The sequence below is a fragment of the Pseudomonas sp. P9_35 genome (assembly GCF_034008205.1).
In the GTDB taxonomy this organism is placed as follows: domain Bacteria; phylum Pseudomonadota; class Gammaproteobacteria; order Pseudomonadales; family Pseudomonadaceae; genus Aquipseudomonas; species Aquipseudomonas kilonensis.
Map to the genome: position 1 here is coordinate 516,767 of NZ_CP125373.1, position 15,934 is coordinate 532,700.

At 61.1% G+C, this 15,934-nt stretch carries 15 protein-coding genes; 4 read left to right on the forward strand and 11 right to left on the reverse strand.

The features are described from left to right. Positions 1–36: 36 nt before the first annotated feature. Both lgt and QMK47_RS02230 read right to left on the reverse strand, forming a co-directional pair. Positions 37–846, reverse strand: a complete 810-nt coding sequence (gene lgt / locus QMK47_RS02225; protein WP_320389748.1) for a prolipoprotein diacylglyceryl transferase — start codon at positions 844–846, stop codon at positions 37–39. 68 nt (positions 847–914) lie between these two features. Next, positions 915–1,697 (reverse strand): sulfite exporter TauE/SafE family protein, encoded by a 783-nt coding sequence (locus tag QMK47_RS02230; protein ID WP_253470878.1) that lies wholly within the window; start codon positions 1,695–1,697, stop codon positions 915–917. A gap of 351 nt (positions 1,698–2,048) precedes the next feature. On the opposite strand from QMK47_RS02230, the gene QMK47_RS02235 reads away from it, so the two are divergent. Then, on the forward strand, positions 2,049–2,795 hold the full coding sequence (locus QMK47_RS02235) for an NRDE family protein (protein WP_258690168.1): 747 nt from the start codon (positions 2,049–2,051) through the stop codon (positions 2,793–2,795). 177 nt (positions 2,796–2,972) lie between these two features. On the opposite strand, the gene ptsP is transcribed toward QMK47_RS02235, so the two are convergent. Both ptsP and QMK47_RS02245 read right to left on the reverse strand, forming a co-directional pair. After that, a complete protein-coding gene (gene ptsP / locus QMK47_RS02240) occupies positions 2,973–5,252 on the reverse strand; it encodes a phosphoenolpyruvate--protein phosphotransferase (protein ID WP_253470882.1) in 2,280 nt (759 codons plus the stop codon). Between the two features lie 22 nt (positions 5,253–5,274). Continuing rightward, positions 5,275–5,754, reverse strand: coding sequence for an RNA pyrophosphohydrolase (locus tag QMK47_RS02245; RefSeq protein WP_003186867.1), 480 nt, complete (start codon positions 5,752–5,754; stop codon positions 5,275–5,277). Positions 5,755–5,897: 143 nt separating this feature from the next. Between QMK47_RS02245 and QMK47_RS02250 the strand changes: the two genes are divergently transcribed. Then, complete coding sequence (locus QMK47_RS02250) at positions 5,898–6,554, forward strand: HAD family hydrolase (RefSeq protein WP_258690169.1); 657 nt, start codon at positions 5,898–5,900, stop codon at positions 6,552–6,554. A gap of 104 nt (positions 6,555–6,658) precedes the next feature. Here QMK47_RS02250 and QMK47_RS02255 read toward each other — a convergent pair whose 3' ends face one another. Both QMK47_RS02255 and ilvA read right to left on the reverse strand, forming a co-directional pair. Then, positions 6,659–7,084, reverse strand: coding sequence for a DUF2269 family protein (locus QMK47_RS02255; RefSeq protein ID WP_214511009.1), 426 nt, complete (start codon positions 7,082–7,084; stop codon positions 6,659–6,661). A gap of 45 nt (positions 7,085–7,129) precedes the next feature. Further along, a complete protein-coding gene (ilvA, locus tag QMK47_RS02260; protein WP_214511008.1) occupies positions 7,130–8,644 on the reverse strand; it encodes a threonine ammonia-lyase, biosynthetic in 1,515 nt (504 codons plus the stop codon). A 137-nt stretch (positions 8,645–8,781) separates the two neighbouring features. Between ilvA and rpiA the strand changes: the two genes are divergently transcribed. Further along, a complete protein-coding gene (gene rpiA, locus QMK47_RS02265) occupies positions 8,782–9,456 on the forward strand; it encodes a ribose-5-phosphate isomerase RpiA (protein ID WP_320389749.1) in 675 nt (224 codons plus the stop codon). Positions 9,457–9,613: 157 nt separating this feature from the next. On the opposite strand, the gene QMK47_RS02270 is transcribed toward rpiA, so the two are convergent. The 4 genes from QMK47_RS02270 to QMK47_RS02285 form a co-directional block, all read right to left on the reverse strand. After that, positions 9,614–10,528, reverse strand: coding sequence for an SdiA-regulated domain-containing protein (locus tag QMK47_RS02270; protein ID WP_320389750.1), 915 nt, complete (start codon positions 10,526–10,528; stop codon positions 9,614–9,616). A gap of 121 nt (positions 10,529–10,649) precedes the next feature. Next, a complete protein-coding gene (locus QMK47_RS02275; RefSeq protein WP_320389751.1) occupies positions 10,650–11,582 on the reverse strand; it encodes an SdiA-regulated domain-containing protein in 933 nt (310 codons plus the stop codon). Between the two features lie 234 nt (positions 11,583–11,816). Next, positions 11,817–12,482 (reverse strand): fumarylacetoacetate hydrolase family protein, encoded by a 666-nt coding sequence (locus QMK47_RS02280; RefSeq protein ID WP_214511005.1) that lies wholly within the window; start codon positions 12,480–12,482, stop codon positions 11,817–11,819. Between the two features lie 42 nt (positions 12,483–12,524). Further along, on the reverse strand, positions 12,525–13,919 hold the full coding sequence (locus QMK47_RS02285; protein WP_214511004.1) for an FAD-binding oxidoreductase: 1,395 nt from the start codon (positions 13,917–13,919) through the stop codon (positions 12,525–12,527). 205 nt (positions 13,920–14,124) lie between these two features. Between QMK47_RS02285 and serA the strand changes: the two genes are divergently transcribed. Then, on the forward strand, positions 14,125–15,354 hold the full coding sequence (gene serA, locus QMK47_RS02290) for a phosphoglycerate dehydrogenase (protein ID WP_003186856.1): 1,230 nt from the start codon (positions 14,125–14,127) through the stop codon (positions 15,352–15,354). A gap of 110 nt (positions 15,355–15,464) precedes the next feature. Here the strand turns inward: serA and QMK47_RS02295 are convergent, their stop codons facing one another. Beyond that, positions 15,465–15,890, reverse strand: a complete 426-nt coding sequence (locus tag QMK47_RS02295; protein WP_253470892.1) for a DUF4399 domain-containing protein — start codon at positions 15,888–15,890, stop codon at positions 15,465–15,467. Positions 15,891–15,934 lie beyond the last annotated feature (44 nt).

Genomic DNA, 15,934 nt, shown 5'->3' on the forward strand with positions numbered 1-15,934 from the left:
CCTTGAACCCGGGGCCAGCGCCCCGGGGTTCGAATTTTAAACCTTGGCCGCCGCAGCTGGCGCACGATGATAAGCCAGCCAGATCAACGCCAGGCCGCCGACGATCATCGGCAAGCACAGCACCTGGCCCATGGTCAGCCAGTTCCACGCCAGATAGCCGAGCTGGGCGTCCGGGACGCGGACGAACTCAACGATGAAGCGGAAGATACCGTAAAAAAGGGCGAACATACCCGACACCGCCATGGTTGGCCGCGGCTTGCGCGAGAACAGCCAGAGGATCAGGAACAGTGCCACACCCTCGAGGGCGAACTGGTACAGCTGCGACGGGTGGCGCGGCAACTGCGCCGGGTCGCTGAACGGCGGGAAGATCATCGCCCACGGCGCGTCGGTCGGCTTGCCCCACAGCTCGGCATTGATGAAGTTGCCGATGCGCCCGGCGCCCAGGCCGATCGGCACCATCGGCGCGACGAAGTCCATCAGCTCGAAAAACGATTTGTTGTTGCGCTTGCCGAACCACAACGCCGCGAGCATCACGCCGATGAACCCGCCGTGGAACGACATGCCGCCTTTCCAGACTTCAAAGATCAGCGTCGGGTTGGCCAGGTACGCACTCAAGTCGTAGAACAGCACATAGCCCAGGCGCCCGCCGACGATCACGCCCATGGACAGCCAGAACACCAGGTCGGAGAGCTTTTCCTTGTTCCAGGTCGGGTCGAAACGGTTGAGCCGACGCGACGCCAGCAACCAGGCGCCGCCGATGCCGACCAGGTACATCAGGCCGTACCAGTGGATTTTCAGCGGGCCGATGGCCAGGGCCACCGGATCGATCTGCGGGTAAGGCAGCATTGATATTCCTCGTAAACGTCAAAAATACCCGGGCGACGCTGCCACCTCGGGATTAAGCCAGGATTGCGTCAGAACAGGAAACTCAAGCCGACGCAGAATAGCAGGGCGGCGAACAGCCGCTTGAGCAAGCGCGGCGACAGGCGATGGGCCAGCCGCGCACCGAAGCGGGCGAAGACCATGCTGGTCAGGGCGATGCCCAGCAGCGCCGGCAAATACACAAAACCGAGACTATGGGCCGGCAGCAGCGGATCGTGCCAGCCCAGAATCATGAAACTTAAAGCACTGGCCAGGGCGATCGGCAAACCGCAGGCCGATGAGGTCGCCACCGCTTGCTGCATCGGCACGCTGCGCCAGGTCAGGAAGGGGACGGTCAACGAACCGCCGCCAATGCCGAAAATCGCCGAGGCCCAGCCGATCACCGTGCCTGCCAAGGTCAGTCCGACTTTGCCGGGCACCGTGCGGCTGGCCTTGGGCTTGAAGTCCAGGGCCAGTTGCACGGAGACGATCATGGCGAATACACCAATGATCTTTTGCAGGTGCGGGCCGGAAATCGCTTCGGCGGTGACGGCGCCGAAACCGGCACCGATCAGGATTCCAACGGTCATCCAGGCGAAAATCGGCCAGCGCACCGCGCCTTTGCGCTGGTGCTCACGCACGGCATTGACCGAGGTAAAGATGATCGATGCCAGCGAGGTGCCGACGGCCAGGTGCGTCAACACCTGCGGGTCGAAACCCTGCAGGGTGAAACTGAACACCAGCACCGGGACGATGATCATCCCGCCCCCCACGCCGAACAACCCGGCCAACACGCCGGCGCAGGCGCCGAGCAGCAGATAGAGCAAAAATTCCACCAGCGTCTCCCCGTCCATCCCTGAAATAAGAGCGGCATGGTAACGGATCGAGGGGCTTGGGCTCTACTGACGGCGATGGATGCATGATGGAGGTATGGGTAGAGTAGGTGCAACGCGTGGTTTTTGTGGCGAGGGAGCTTGCTCCCGTTGTAGGAGCTGTGTAGGAGCTGTCGAGTGCAACGAGGCTGCGATCTCTCCACTGGCAATTGAGTCGCAAGCGAAAGATCAAGATCAAAAGATCGCAGGCTTCGCCAGCTCCTACAGAGTCCAGCGGGAGCAAGCTCTCTCGCCACAAAAGCAGTGTTCGGCTTTATTCTTTCAATGGATTGGCATTGTTAACGGGACAACCTGATGTGCCTGATCGTATTTGCCTGGCGCCCCGGCCATGCCCGGCCGCTGATCGTGGCGGCCAACCGCGACGAGTTCTATGCCCGGCCGACCTTGCCCCTGGCCCAGTGGCCTGATGCGCCCCATGTGCATGCTGGTCGCGACCTGGAGGCTGGTGGCACCTGGCTTGGCATTGGCGCCGAAGGGCGCTTTGCGGCGCTGACCAACATCCGTGACCCGGGCCAGTTGCCGGCATTCAAGTCGCGCGGCGAACTGGTGGCGCGGTTCCTGACCGGCAATCTTTCGATTGCCGAGTATTTGAGCGAAATCGTGCCCCGCGCCAGCGAGTATGGCGGGTTCAACCTGCTGCTCGGCGATGGCGTCGAGCTGTGGCACCACAACGCCCGCGATGCCCAGCCGCAGCGGTTGGGCGAGGGGCTCTATGGCTTGTCGAACGCTGGGTTGAACACGCCATGGCCCAAGTTGCTCAAGGCCCGCGCGGCGCTGGGCGAGGTGCTGGACGATCCGCAGCCCGAGGCATTGCTTACGCTGCTGAACGACCCGCAACCTGCTCCGGTGGCTGAGCTGCCGGATACCGGGGTGGGCGTGGCGACCGAGATGCTGCTATCGAGTGTGTTCATCGCCAGCCCGGCCTACGGGACGCGGGCGAGTACGGCGCTGATTGTCCATGCCGATGGGACGCGGCAGATGGTCGAGCGCAGTTTCGGGCCGCATGGGGGGCATTTGGGGGAGGTGGCGCTGCACATTTGATTCAGCCCTGTAGGAGCTTGTAGGAGCTGTGTAGGAGCTGACGAGCGAAGCGAGGCTGCGATCTTTCCCCAGACACTTGAATCTCAAGCGAAAGATCAAAAGATCAAAAGATCGCAGGCTTCGCCAGCTCCTACAGAGCCCAGCGGAAGCAAGCTCCCTCGCCACAGGTGCTCGTGCCTAGAGAGTCTTGTTCGAAGCCGGATTGATCATCCGCGCCAACCCAAGGTTCTTCAGCGCCAGTTGCAAGGAGCTGTGGATCACTTGCGGGTTGTCGATGGTCATCACCTCCGCGAGCAATTCCTGGGCCTTGCTGAGGTTGATCTGGCGCAGCATCCATTTCACTTTCGGCAGGTTGGTGGCGTTCATCGACAAGCTGTCGAACCCCATCGCCATCAGCAGTACTGCGGCGGCCGGGTCGCCGGCCATTTCGCCGCAGATGCTCACCGGCTTGCCTTCGGCATGGGCGTCACGCACCACGTTCTGCAAGGCTTGTAGCACCGCCGGGTGCAGGTAGTCGTACAGATCCGCGACCCGCGGGTTGTTGCGGTCCACGGCCAGCAGGTACTGGGTCAGGTCGTTCGAGCCCACCGACAGGAAGTCCACCTGCCGTGCCAGTTCCTTGGTCTGGTACACCGCCGCCGGAATTTCGATCATCACGCCCACTGGCGGCATCGGTACATCGGTGCCTTCGTCGCGTACTTCGCCCCAAGCCCGGTGGATCAGGTGCAGGGCTTCTTCCAGTTCATGGGTGCCAGAAATCATCGGCAGCAGGATGCGCAGGTTGTTCAGGCCTTCGCTGGCCTTGAGCATGGCGCGGGCCTGGACCAGGAAGATTTCCGGGTGGTCGAGCGTCACGCGAATACCGCGCCAGCCGAGGAACGGGTTGTCTTCCTTGATCGGGAAGTAGGACAGGGATTTGTCGCCGCCAATGTCCAGGCTGCGCATGGTCACCGGTTGCGGGTGGAACGCGGCCAGTTGTTCGCGGTAGATCGCCAGCTGTTCCTTTTCGCTGGGGAAGCGCTGGTTGATCATGAACGGCACTTCGGTGCGGTACAGGCCCACACCCTCGGCGCCACGTTTCTGCGCCCGGGCCACGTCGGCCAGCAGGCCGGTGTTGACCCACAGTGGCATGCGGTGGCCGTCGAGCGTCACGCACGGCAGGTCCCGCAGCGCATCCAGGCCCAGGGACAGTTGCTTTTCTTCCTCGACCACATCGGCAAACTGCTTGCGCAGCACGTCGCTGGGGTTGGTGTAGACCTCGCCGTGGTAGCCGTCGACGATCATCTGGATGCCGTCGACCTTGGAGTACGGCAGGTCCACCAGGCCCATCACCGTCGGGATGCCCATGGCCCGGGCCAGGATCGCCACGTGGGAGTTGCCCGAACCCAATACCGAGACCAGCCCCGCCAGCTTGCCTTCGGGCACTTCGCCGAGCATGGCCGGGGTCAGCTCTTCACTGACCAGGATGGTGTTGTCGGGGTAGACCAGGGTCTGTTGGCGCTCTTGCTGCAAGTAGGCCAGCAACCGGCGGCCCAGGTCCTTGACGTCCGAGGCCCGCTCGCGCAGGTAGGCGTCGTCCATCAGTTCGAAACGGTTGACGTGGTCGGTCACCACCTGGCGCAGCGCGCCCTGGGCCCACTGACCGGTCTTGATGACGGTGGTCACTTCGCTGCCCAGGGAGGCATCGTCGAGCATCATCAGGTAAACGTCGAACAGCGCGCGCTCTTCAGGGCGCAGCTGCGTCGCCAGCTTGGCCGACAGGGCGCGCATGTCGGCGCGTACGCCTTCGATGGCGGTCTTGAACAAGCCCAGCTCGGCGTCGATATCGGCGATGGCCTTGTCCGGCACCACGTCCAGGTCGGCGGGCGGCAACATGACCACCGCCGTGCCCACCGCCGCGCCGGGTGAACCCGGTACGCCGACGAACTTGGCTTCCTGGATGCCCTTGCCCTGGCGACCCAGGCCGCTAATCGAGCCGGTGGCCTCGGCGTGGGCGATAACCCCGGCCAGTTGCGCGCTCATGGTCACGAGGAAGGCTTCTTCACCTTCGTCGAACTGGCGGCGCTCTTTTTGCTGGATGACCAACACGCCGACGACGCGGCGGTGGTGGATGATCGGTGCCCCGAGGAACGAGGCGTAGCGTTCTTCGCCGGTTTCGGCAAAGTAGCGGTAGCGCGGGTGATCCGCGGCGTTTTCGAGGTTCAGGGGTTCTTCGCGTGTGCCGACCAGACCGACCAGGCCTTCATTGGGGGCCATGCTGACTTTGCCGATGGAGCGCTTGTTCAAGCCCTCGGTGGCCATCAACACAAAACGATTGGTCTCGGGATCCAGCAGGTAGACCGAGCAGACCTGGCTGCCCATGGCCTCTTTGACACGCAATACAATAATCCCCAACGCCGCCTTGAGATCCTTGGCGGAGTTAACTTCCTGGACGATCTTGCGCAGCGTATTGAGCATGGCTCGGGGTCGAACTCCGTCGTCAGTCGCGCGTCAGCAGGCGCGGGGCAAGCTCTTTGAGAGCGCGTCGGTACACTTCGCGCTTGAATGTCACCACCTGGCCCAACGGATACCAATAGCTGACCCAGCGCCAGCCATCGAACTCCGGTTTACCGGTCAAATCCATCCGCACCCGCTGCTCGTTGGAGATCAGGCGCAGGAGAAACCATTTCTGCTTCTGGCCGATGCACAGCGGTTGGCTGTGCGTCCTGACCAGGCGTTGCGGCAAACGATAGCGCAACCAGCCGCGGGTGCAGGCGAGTATTTCGACATCTTCTCGCTCAAGCCCCACTTCTTCGTTCAACTCGCGGTACAAGGCCTCTTCCGGCGTCTCCTGGGGGTTGATCCCGCCCTGAGGAAACTGCCAGGCGTCTTGATTGATACGGCGAGCCCATAGCACCTGCCCTGCATCATTCGTAAGAATGATCCCCACATTGGGGCGGAAACCATCGGGGTCGATCACGGCAACAACCTCGCAAACGCATGTCGCCGCATTGTTCCACAAAGGTTGTGAAAGCAGCAACGAGCCCGCCTAGCTTATGTGCACTCTTGTGAAAAGTCCGTATTCTGGACGCCTTTCTTCAGATTTTTCAGCGAGTAACTGCAATGCGGCTGGCTTTATTCGACTTGGATAACACATTGCTGGGCGGCGACAGCGACCACGCGTGGGGCGATTACCTGTGCGAGCGCGGTTTCCTGGACGCTGTCACCTACAAGGCACGCAACGACGAGTTCTACCAGGATTACCTGGCCGGCAAGCTCGACAACGCCGAGTACCTGAATTTTTGCCTGGAAATCCTCGGCCGTACCGAAATGGACGTGCTGGCCCAGTGGCACCTGGACTACATGCGCGACTGCATCGAGCCTATCGTGTTGCCCCAGGCCGTCGAATTGCTGAAAAAACACCGTGACGCTGGCGACAAGCTGGTGATCATCACCGCCACCAACCGCTTTGTCACCGGGCCGATTGCCGAGCGCCTGGGCGTCGAGACCCTGATCGCCACCGAGTGCGAGATGATCGACGGGCGCTACAGCGGACGCAGCACGGATGTCCCGTGCTTTCGCGAGGGCAAGGTGACCCGGCTGAACCGTTGGCTGGAAGAGACCGGGCATTCGCTTGACGGCAGCTATTTCTACAGCGACTCGATGAATGACCTGGCGCTGCTGGAGGTGGTGACGCATCCGGTGGCGGTGGATCCGGATCCGAATCTTCGGGCCGAGGCCCAGAAGCGGGGTTGGCCGGTGATTTCGTTGCGCGGCTGAAATAGCTATCGCGAGCAGGCTCGCTCCCACAGGGGATTTGCGTCGATCACACAATCTCTGTGGGAGCGAGCTTGCTCGCGATGGGGCCGCCGCGGTCCAAAGCCTTAAACCGGCTTGGCCCCCATCAACCCCGCAATGGCGATAAAGCAGACAACACTGAACAGCGCCAAGGCAAAGGTAAACTTCCCGCTACCTCCCGGCGTCTTGCGCAATTTGTTCAGTCGCACCACCAGCCAGAACCCCGCCAGCGCCGCCACGGTGTAGAGCACGCTGGAAGCCAGCAGCCAGGTCTGCCCCAGCGACCAGCCAACCTGATGCACCATCCACCAGCCCGTGAAGGGCAGGCTTGCCAGGGCCAGGATCATCACCAGCCAGATGAACAGCCGCGGACGTTGCAGCGTGCGTGCCGCCGCCGTGGCATCGCCGTTGCGGCGTGTGCGCCAGACCCAGGCGGCCAGCCCCAGGGCACCCGCCAGCAGCAGTACGGTGGCGACGACGTGAGCGATCTTCAGCGCAGTCAATGTTTCCATTGTTGGATTTTCCTCAAGTCTTGCTCACAGCCTAGCCCGGCTTTATCAACCCAGGAACAGTTGATAGGCCGGGTTATCGCTTTCATCCCAGTATGGGTAGCCGATTTCTTCCAGGGCAGCCGGCACCAGGTGGCGCTCGTCGTGCGGCACCTGTAGCCCGGCGACCACACGACCATCCGCCGCGCCATGGTTGCGGTAGTGGAACATCGAGATGTTCCAGCGCCCGCCCAGCTTGTTGAGGAAGTTGAACAGCGCACCCGGGCGTTCCGGGAATTCGAAACGCAGCACCACTTCGTCGATGACATGGGCCGCATGCCCGCCGACCATGTGGCGAATGTGCAACTTGGCCAGTTCATTGTCGGTCAGGTCCAGCACCGGGAAGCCTTGTTCGGTCAGGCTGGCGATCAGCGCGCTGCGCGGGTCGTTTTCCGGGTGGGTCTGCACGCCGACGAAGATGTGCGCTTCACTGCCGGTGTTGTAGCGATAGTTGAATTCGGTGATCTGGCGCTTGCCGACGGCTTCGCAGAACGCCTTGAAGCTGCCCGGCTTCTCGGGGATGGTCACGGCGATGATCGCTTCGCGGCCCTCGCCCAGTTCGGCGCGTTCGGCAACGTGGCGCAAGCGGTCGAAGTTGACGTTGGCACCGGAGTCGATGGCCACCAGGGTCTGGCCGCTGACACCCCGCGACTCGACGTATTTCTTGATCCCAGCCACGCCAAGGGCGCCGGCAGGTTCGGTGATCGAGCGGGTATCGTCGTAGATATCCTTGATCGCAGCGCAGATCTCGTCGGTGCTGACGGTGATCACTTCGTCCACGTAGTGCTTGCAGATGTCGAAGGTGTGCTGGCCGATCTGTGCCACGGCGACGCCGTCGGCGAACAGCCCAACGGTCGGCAGGACCACGCGCTCGCCAGCGGCCATGGCCGCTTGCAGGCAATTGGAATCGTCCGGCTCGACGCCGATGATCTTGATGTCCGGGCGCAGGTATTTCACGTAGGCCGCGATCCCGGCAATCAGCCCGCCACCGCCCACCGGGACGAAGATCGCATCCAGGCGCCCTGGGTGCTGGCGCAGGATTTCCATCGCCACGGTGCCCTGCCCGGCAATGGTGTGGGGATCGTCATACGGGTGGATGTAGACGTAGCCTTTTTCGTCGACCAGTTTCAGCGAATAGGCCAGGGCTTCGGGGAACGAGTCACCGTGCAGCACCACCTTGCCGCCACGCGAGCGCACGCCTTCGACCTTGATTTCCGGGGTGGTCTTGGGCATCACGATGGTGGCCTTGACGCCCAGTACCTTGGCCGCCAGGGCCAGGCCCTGGGCGTGGTTGCCCGCCGAAGCCGTGACCACGCCGCGTGCGCGCTCTTCGTCGCTGAGCTGGGTCAGCTTGTTGTAGGCCCCGCGAATCTTGAACGAGAACACCGGCTGCAAGTCTTCGCGCTTGAGCAAAATGCTGTTGCCCAGCCGCTCGGAGAGCTGGCGAGCGGTCTGCAGCGGGGTTTCTACGGCAACGTCGTAAACGCGCGAGGTGAGGATCTTTTTGACGTACTGTTCGAGCATCGGAAAGCATCACTGAGCGGGTTGGGCAGGGCCAAGGAGTCTAACCCGGCTTTTAGCTGGGCGACCACACGAATCCCAAGGTTTTGTTGGGTTATACTCGCGCCCCTCTTTACTTCCTGCCCGCTTTCGGAGCCCGCATGACCCAGGATCAACTCAAACAGGCCGTGGCCCAGGCCGCCGTCGACCTCATCCTCCCGAAGCTGGATGACAAGAGCGTCGTCGGGGTTGGCACCGGCTCTACGGCCAATTGCTTCATCGACGCGCTGGCGCAACACAAGGGCGCGTTCGACGGCGCGGTCGCCAGCTCCGAAGCAACCGCCGCGCGCCTCAAGGGCCACGGAATTGCGGTGTACGAGCTCAACACCGTGAGCGACCTGGAGTTCTACATCGACGGCGCCGATGAAAGCGACGCGCACCTGAATCTGATCAAGGGCGGCGGCGCCGCCCTGACTCGCGAGAAGATCGTCGCGGCCGTGGCCAAGACCTTCATCTGCATCGCCGACGCCAGCAAACTGGTGCCGGTGCTTGGCGCGTTCCCATTGCCAGTGGAAGTCATCCCGATGGCCCGCAGTCATGTGGCCCGCGAACTGGTGAAACTGGGCGGCGACCCGGTGTATCGCGAAGGCGTGTTGACCGATAACGGCAACATCATCCTCGATGTGCACAACCTGCAGATCACCAACCCGGTGGAACTGGAAAGCCAGATCAACGCCATCGTGGGCGTGGTCACCAACGGCTTGTTCGCGGCACGTCCGGCTGATGTGCTGCTGCTGGGGACCCCTGAAGGGGTGAAGACCCTGCGGGCTGAATAAACCGGGCGATCAGTTATTGGATTCAACACCGGACCCTGTGGGAGCGAGCTTGCTCGCGATGGCGGTATGTCAGTCGATACCTTCATGGCTGATACACCGCTATCGCGAGCAAGCTCGCTCCCACATTGGGTTTTTGTGGTAGTTCAGGGTAAGTGGATCAAGGTTGTGACTTCTTGAACACGTAGAACAGATTCGGCTCGCTCACCAGATACAGGTTGCCATCGTCGTCCATGGCGAGGCCTTCGGCCTGGGGCACGGTTTTTTGCAGGCCCTGGCGGCCCTTGCTCAACGACAGCGTGCTCAACGGCCGGCCGTCGATATCCAATTCGATAATCAGCCGCGACTCCTCGGACAGCGCCAGCAAATGGCCGCTGCGTTCGTCATATTGCAGGCTTGAGAGGTCGCGTACGAACAGCCCGGCATCGCGCTTGGGGTTGTTGATCACATGGACTGCATAGGACTTTTCCGGATTGTGATGGGGAAACCCATGCACTTCATAAATCAGCATCGGGTCGCGTTCCTTCGCCACGAACAGGCGTTTGCCCACCGAATCGTAGGCCAGCCCTTCGAAACCCTTGTTGCCGCTCATGTGCACGCCCAGGGTCATCTGTTCGGCTTCGGCGGCGTCGAGGAATTGGGTGTCGTCTTCCAGGCGAATCTTGATCAGGCGCTGCTGGCGCTCGTCGGTGATGACGTAGATGTCTTCGCTGATGAATTCCACCGCCTCCGGATCGCCAAAGCCGATCAGGGCGATGCGCCGCAAAATCTTGCCATCCAGCGACAACTCGACCAGCTCGGCATTTTTATTGGTGACGGTGAACAGGCTTTTGCGGATGGGATCGAACGTCAGCGCTGAAACGTCATCGTCCAGGCCGTCGATTACCTGCGCCTCGACCGTGACTCGGTATTGGTCCAGGGCGATGGCCTGTTCGCTGGTGGTTCGCCAGAGGGTGTTGAGGTTGAACCAGGCGCGTTCGAACAGGCGCAGATGCTGGCCGGCGGCAATCAGGAAGATCAGCACCAGCGTCAGCAGTATCAGGATCAAGGGTTTGGGGCGGGCGAGTCGACGCATGTTGGGGTGGGCTCGGATAAGAACAGGTGCGTGGAAATACCACGGCTGCCTGAACTGAAGCTTAATGGCTGTGTGCCACACCCTACAACGAAGGAGGATTTATCCTACAGAGTTAGTACTGTCAGCGCTGTTTTTCGAAACGATAGAACAGATTCGGTTCGCTGACCATGTACAGATTGCCGGCCTCATCGACGGTGACGCCTTCGGCACGAGGGATTGTGTCTTTCAAGCCGTTGAAGCCGCCCAGCAAGGTCATGAAGCTGACCTGCTCGCCTTTTTCGTCCAGTTCCAGCAGCAGATGGGAGTCGGCCGAAAGCACCAGCATGTGACCGGTGCGGGGATCGATCGCCAGTGCCGAGAGGTTGCGCAGGTCCAGTTCATTGTTGACATGGATTTGCTTGTCGCCCTTGAGCAATTGGCTACCATCGCTTTTCCAGGTGAACAGCGCCGGCGGGCGTTCCTCCCCAAGCACCAGTTGCTGGTTGCGCGGGTCCCAGACGATCGCTTCGAAGCCTTTGTTCTGGTTCTTGGATGGGCCGAGGTCATAGTGGGGGAAGTCGGCGTTGTTAAGTTCGCGGGTATCGGCACCAACGTGGACGATGGTCAACGTGTGATTGCGTTCGTCGGTGATAGCCAGCAGGCCGTTTTCCATATAAGCCACGCCCTCGGGGTTGCTCCAACCCACCAACGGCATTTTGCGCAGCGCATCGCCTTGCAGGGTCAGTTCCACCAGGAACGGGTTCTTGCCCATGACGGCGAACAGCGTCTTGGTCTGCGGGTTGTAGGTCACATCGGACGCCTCGTCCTTCTCCATGCCGGGTAGCGGCTTGGCGTCGATCACGGCTTGGTAGTCCGGCAGCCAGATGCTCGCCTGGCGCTCGGCTGGGCTCTGGAAGTGTTCCGATAGCCAAAGCAGGCCGCGGTCGTCCCAATGCATCGCAAACGCCAGGCCATAGGCGGCGGCCACCGCCAGCAGCGACCAGGCATACCAGGGCAGGGCGAAGCGGGAGCGGCGGGCGGGTTTGGCGGCAGACAGTGCTTGGGTTTTGGCCATCGGGGAATGCGTTCCAGAAAATTCGGCTAGGGGAGTGGCTGGCTCAGATGCCGCATTCCCCGGAATTATCCGGATGGCATGTGAAAAAAACGGTAAATGGCGGGACAGGCCTCCATCCGTCCCCTGTGGGAGCGAGCTTGCTCGCGATAGCGGTGTGTCAGCCAACATCAATGTTGGATGTGATGGCCTCATCGCGAGCAAGCTCGCTCCCACAGGGGAGCACAGGTTTAACCGTTAACGAACGCTGCTTTCGAAGCGGCTCGCCCCCGGCAACTCCAGTACCAGCTCATCGCCTGCATTCAGCGGCCCGACGCCTGCCGGGGTGCCGCTGAGGATCACGTCGCCGGCCTGCAGCGAGAAGCAGCCGGCCATGTACTGGATCATCGGCACGATGGGGTTGAGCATCAGGCTGCTGTTGCCGTCCTGGCGCACTTCACCGTTGATGGTCAGGCGAACGGGGATGTCGGTCAGGTCGGCAAAGGTGCCGCTCGACACGAACGGTGCGAGCACCGCCGCGCCGTCGAAGGACTTGGCCACTTCCCACGGCAGGCCCTTGGCCTTGAGCTCGGCCTGCTTGTCCCGCAGGGTCAGGTCCAGGGCCGGGGCGAAGCCGGAGATCGCGTCCAGTACTTCTTCAACGCTGGGCTTGGTGGACAGCGGCTTGCCGATCAGCACGGCGATTTCCGCCTCGTAGTGCACCGAGCCACGGTCGGCAGGAATGCTGAAACCGCCTTCCAGCGGCACCACGCAACTGCCCGGCTTGATGAACAGCAAGGGTTCGGTGGGTACCGGGTTATCCAGTTCCTTTGCATGTTCGGCGTAGTTGCGGCCAATGCACACCACTTTCCCTACCGGGAAATGAATACGCGTACCGTCGACATACTGGTGCTGATAGCTCATTACCGACTCCTGCTTCTGGGATTCATCAGGTGTTTTTAGGCGTCAAATCGCGAAAATCTTGCCCGGGTTCATGATGCCGTTCGGGTCGAATACCGCCTTCACCGCTTTCATGTACTCGATTTCCACAGGTGAACGACTATAGGTCAGGTAGTCGCGCTTGGTCATGCCCACGCCGTGTTCGGCGGAAATCGAGCCGTTGTACTTCTCGACGGTTTCAAAGACCCATTTGTTCACGGTCGCGCACTTGGCGAAGAACTCATCCTTGCTCAGGTTTTCCGGCTTGAGGATGTTCAGGTGCAGGTTGCCGTCGCCGATGTGGCCGAACCAGACGATTTCGAAGTCCGGGTAGTGTTCGCCGACGATCGCGTCGATTTCCCGCAAGAAACCCGGAACCTTGGAGACAGTCACCGAGATGTCGTTCTTGTACGGCGTCCAGTGGGAGATGGTTTCGGAGATGTATTCGCGCAGCTTCCACAGGTTCTGCAGTTGGGTTTCGCTCTGGCTCATCACGCCGTCCAGCACCCAGCCTTGCTCCACGCAATGCTCGAAGGTTTCCAGGGCGTGATTGGCGACTTCTTCAGTGGTGGCTTCGAATTCCAGCAGCGCGTAGAACGGGCACTCGGTTTCGAACGGTGCCGGCACGTCGCCGCGACCGAGGATCTTGGCCAGGGCCTTGTCGGAGAAAAATTCGAAGGCGGTCAGGTCCAGCTTGCCCTGGAAGGCGTGCAGCACCGGCATGATCGAATCGAAGTCCGGTGTGCCGAGCACCATGGCGGTGAGGTTTTTCGGCGCACGGTCCAGGCGCATGGTGGCCTCGACCACGAAGCCCAGGGTGCCCTCGGCGCCGATGAACAGCTGCCGCAAGTCGTAGCCGGTGGCGTTCTTGATCAGGTCCTTGTTCAGCTCCAGCAGGTCACCCTTGCCGGTGACAACCTTCATGCCCGCTACCCAGTTGCGGGTCATGCCGTAGCGAATGACCTTGATCCCGCCGGCATTGGTGCCGATATTGCCGCCAATCTGGCTGGAACCGGCCGAAGCGAAGTCTACCGGATAGTACAGGCCATGTTCTTCGGCCTTGTTCTGCAGTTGTTTGGTGACCACGCCAGGCTGGCAGACCGCGGTGCGGTCGGTGAGGTTCACGTCGAGCACCTGGTTCATGTAGTCGAACGACACGACCACTTCGCCGTTGGCCGCCACGGCTGCGGCGGAAAGCCCGGTACGTCCGCCCGATGGCACCAGCGCGATTTTGTGCGCGTTGGCCCAGCGCACGATGGCCTGGACTTGCTCGGTGGTCTTGGGAAAGACGATGGCCGAAGGCGCAGGGGCAAAATGCTTGGTCCAATCCTTGCCGTAAGCGTTCAGGGAGTCGGCATCGGTCAAGACCTTGCCAGGCTCAACCAGGGTCTTCAGCTCATCTATCACGGCAGGATTGGTCATCGACAGAACTCTCGAACAATTCATGGTCATCCTGAGAACGCTTCACGTCGCAGGAATGAGTGTTTAGCGGGGTGCATATGCTAGCATACCGACCCCGCAGCGTAGTGCCCAACGGCTGTTCTGCGGCGACGGCTGTCACGCCGGTCGGGCCAGCATGCGCTGTCCGATTCCCTGCCATTTTTCTCCGGGACACAGGTTTACGCAGATGAGCAAGACTTCTCTCGATAAGAGCAAGATCAAGTTCCTTCTTCTCGAAGGCGTCCACCAATCGGCTGTCGACGTCCTCAAGTCGGCGGGCTACACCAGCATCGAGTACATCACCAGTTCTCTGCCGGAAGCCCAGCTCAAGGAAAAGATCGCCGATGCTCACTTCATCGGCATTCGCTCCCGTACTCAATTGACCGAAGAGATCTTCGACCACGCCAAGAAACTGGTGGCGGTCGGCTGCTTCTGCATCGGCACCAACCAGGTTGACCTCAATGCGGCGCGCGAGCGCGGCATCGCGGTGTTCAACGCGCCGTACTCCAACACCCGTTCCGTTGCCGAACTGGTGCTGGCCGAAGCGATCCTGCTGCTGCGCGGCATCCCTGAGAAGAACGCTTCCTGCCACCGTGGCGGCTGGATCAAGAGCGCGGCCAACTCCTTCGAAATCCGCGGCAAGAAGCTGGGTATCGTCGGTTACGGCTCGATCGGCACCCAATTGTCGGTACTGGCTGAAGGCCTTGGCATGCAGGTGTTCTTCTACGACACCGTGACCAAACTGCCCCTGGGCAACGCTACCCAGGTCAACAACCTGCACGAGTTGCTGGGCATGTCCGACATCGTGACCCTTCACGTGCCGGAAACCGCTGCCACCCAGTGGATGATCGGCGAGAAGGAAATCCGTGCCATCAAGAAGGGCGGGATCCTGATCAACGCCGCGCGTGGCACCGTGGTCAAGCTCGACGCCCTGGCCGACGCGATCAAGGACAAGCACCTGATCGGCGCCGCCATCGACGTGTTCCCGGTGGAGCCACGCTCCAACGACGACATCTTCGAAAGCCCGCTGCGTGGCCTGGACAACGTGATCCTGACCCCGCACATCGGCGGTTCCACCGCTGAAGCCCAGGCCAACATCGGTCTGGAAGTGGCGGAAAAACTGGTCAAGTACAGCGACAACGGTACTTCGGTATCGTCCGTGAACTTCCCGGAAGTGGCTCTGCCGGCACACCCTGGCAAGCACCGTTTGCTGCACATCCACGAAAACATCCCGGGTGTGATGAGCGAGATCAACAAGGTCTTCGCCGAAAACGGTATCAACATTTCCGGTCAGTTCCTGCAGACCAACGAGAAAGTCGGCTACGTCGTGATCGACGTCGACGCCGAATACTCGGACCTGGCGCAAGAGAAGCTGCAGCACATCAACGGCACCATTCGTTGCCGCGTGTTGTTCTAAGCTAGCCTGGCTTGCAATAAAAAAACGGGAGCCTCGCAAGGGGCTCCCGTTTTTTTTTGCCTGACAAACATGAATTTTGTGGGTGTTTGTGTTGCGTCAGCCGGTACGTGTTATTTCACATTCACCGTGATTTTCTCGGACACGATCGACGGATCGAACGGCATGTGGCCGCTGTCACCCAGGATCAATTGCAAGGTGTGCTTGCCTGGGGCCAGTTTAATATCGGCCTGGGTTTGTGCCTTGCCGAAGTGCATGTGGTTGGCGTCGTTTGGAATCGGCGCGCCAGCGGCAGGCAGTTTGTCGACATCGATGAGCAAATGGTGATGGCCGGTATTCTTGGTCACATCGCCGGCCGGGGCCAGGGCGATATCCTTGACGCCGAACTTGACCGTGAATTCCTGGGCGACGGTGGCGCCGTCTGCGGGGGAAACGATGAACACTTCTGCACCTTCGGGCGCAGGCGTCGCGGCGCTTGCCAGCATTGAAGCGCCCAGTAACAGGCCGGCCAACGCAGCACGAGACATAAAGCTTTTCATTTTTTTCTCCAGTTTTTCCATGAAATCCGCCTGGCCATGACAAC

Bases quoted from the DNA above. Each gene is read 5' to 3' on its own strand.
- QMK47_RS02250 (WP_258690169.1), top strand. From the start codon at position 5,898: ATGCGGCTGGCTTTATTCGACTTGGATAACACATTGCTGGGCGGCGAC.
- QMK47_RS02255 (WP_214511009.1), bottom strand. From the start codon at position 7,084: ATGGAAACATTGACTGCGCTGAAGATCGCTCACGTCGTCGCCACCGTA.
- ilvA (WP_214511008.1), bottom strand. From the start codon at position 8,644: ATGCTCGAACAGTACGTCAAAAAGATCCTCACCTCGCGCGTTTACGAC.
- QMK47_RS02275 (WP_320389751.1), bottom strand. From the start codon at position 11,582: ATGGCCAAAACCCAAGCACTGTCTGCCGCCAAACCCGCCCGCCGCTCC.
- serA (WP_003186856.1), top strand. From the start codon at position 14,125: ATGAGCAAGACTTCTCTCGATAAGAGCAAGATCAAGTTCCTTCTTCTC.
- lgt (WP_320389748.1), bottom strand. From the start codon at position 846: ATGCTGCCTTACCCGCAGATCGATCCGGTGGCCCTGGCCATCGGCCCG.
- QMK47_RS02285 (WP_214511004.1), bottom strand. From the start codon at position 13,919: ATGACCAATCCTGCCGTGATAGATGAGCTGAAGACCCTGGTTGAGCCT.
- QMK47_RS02270 (WP_320389750.1), bottom strand. From the start codon at position 10,528: ATGCGTCGACTCGCCCGCCCCAAACCCTTGATCCTGATACTGCTGACG.
- QMK47_RS02235 (WP_258690168.1), top strand. From the start codon at position 2,049: ATGTGCCTGATCGTATTTGCCTGGCGCCCCGGCCATGCCCGGCCGCTG.
- ptsP (WP_253470882.1), bottom strand. From the start codon at position 5,252: ATGCTCAATACGCTGCGCAAGATCGTCCAGGAAGTTAACTCCGCCAAG.
- QMK47_RS02280 (WP_214511005.1), bottom strand. From the start codon at position 12,482: ATGAGCTATCAGCACCAGTATGTCGACGGTACGCGTATTCATTTCCCG.
- QMK47_RS02295 (WP_253470892.1), bottom strand. From the start codon at position 15,890: ATGAAAAGCTTTATGTCTCGTGCTGCGTTGGCCGGCCTGTTACTGGGC.
- rpiA (WP_320389749.1), top strand. From the start codon at position 8,782: ATGACCCAGGATCAACTCAAACAGGCCGTGGCCCAGGCCGCCGTCGAC.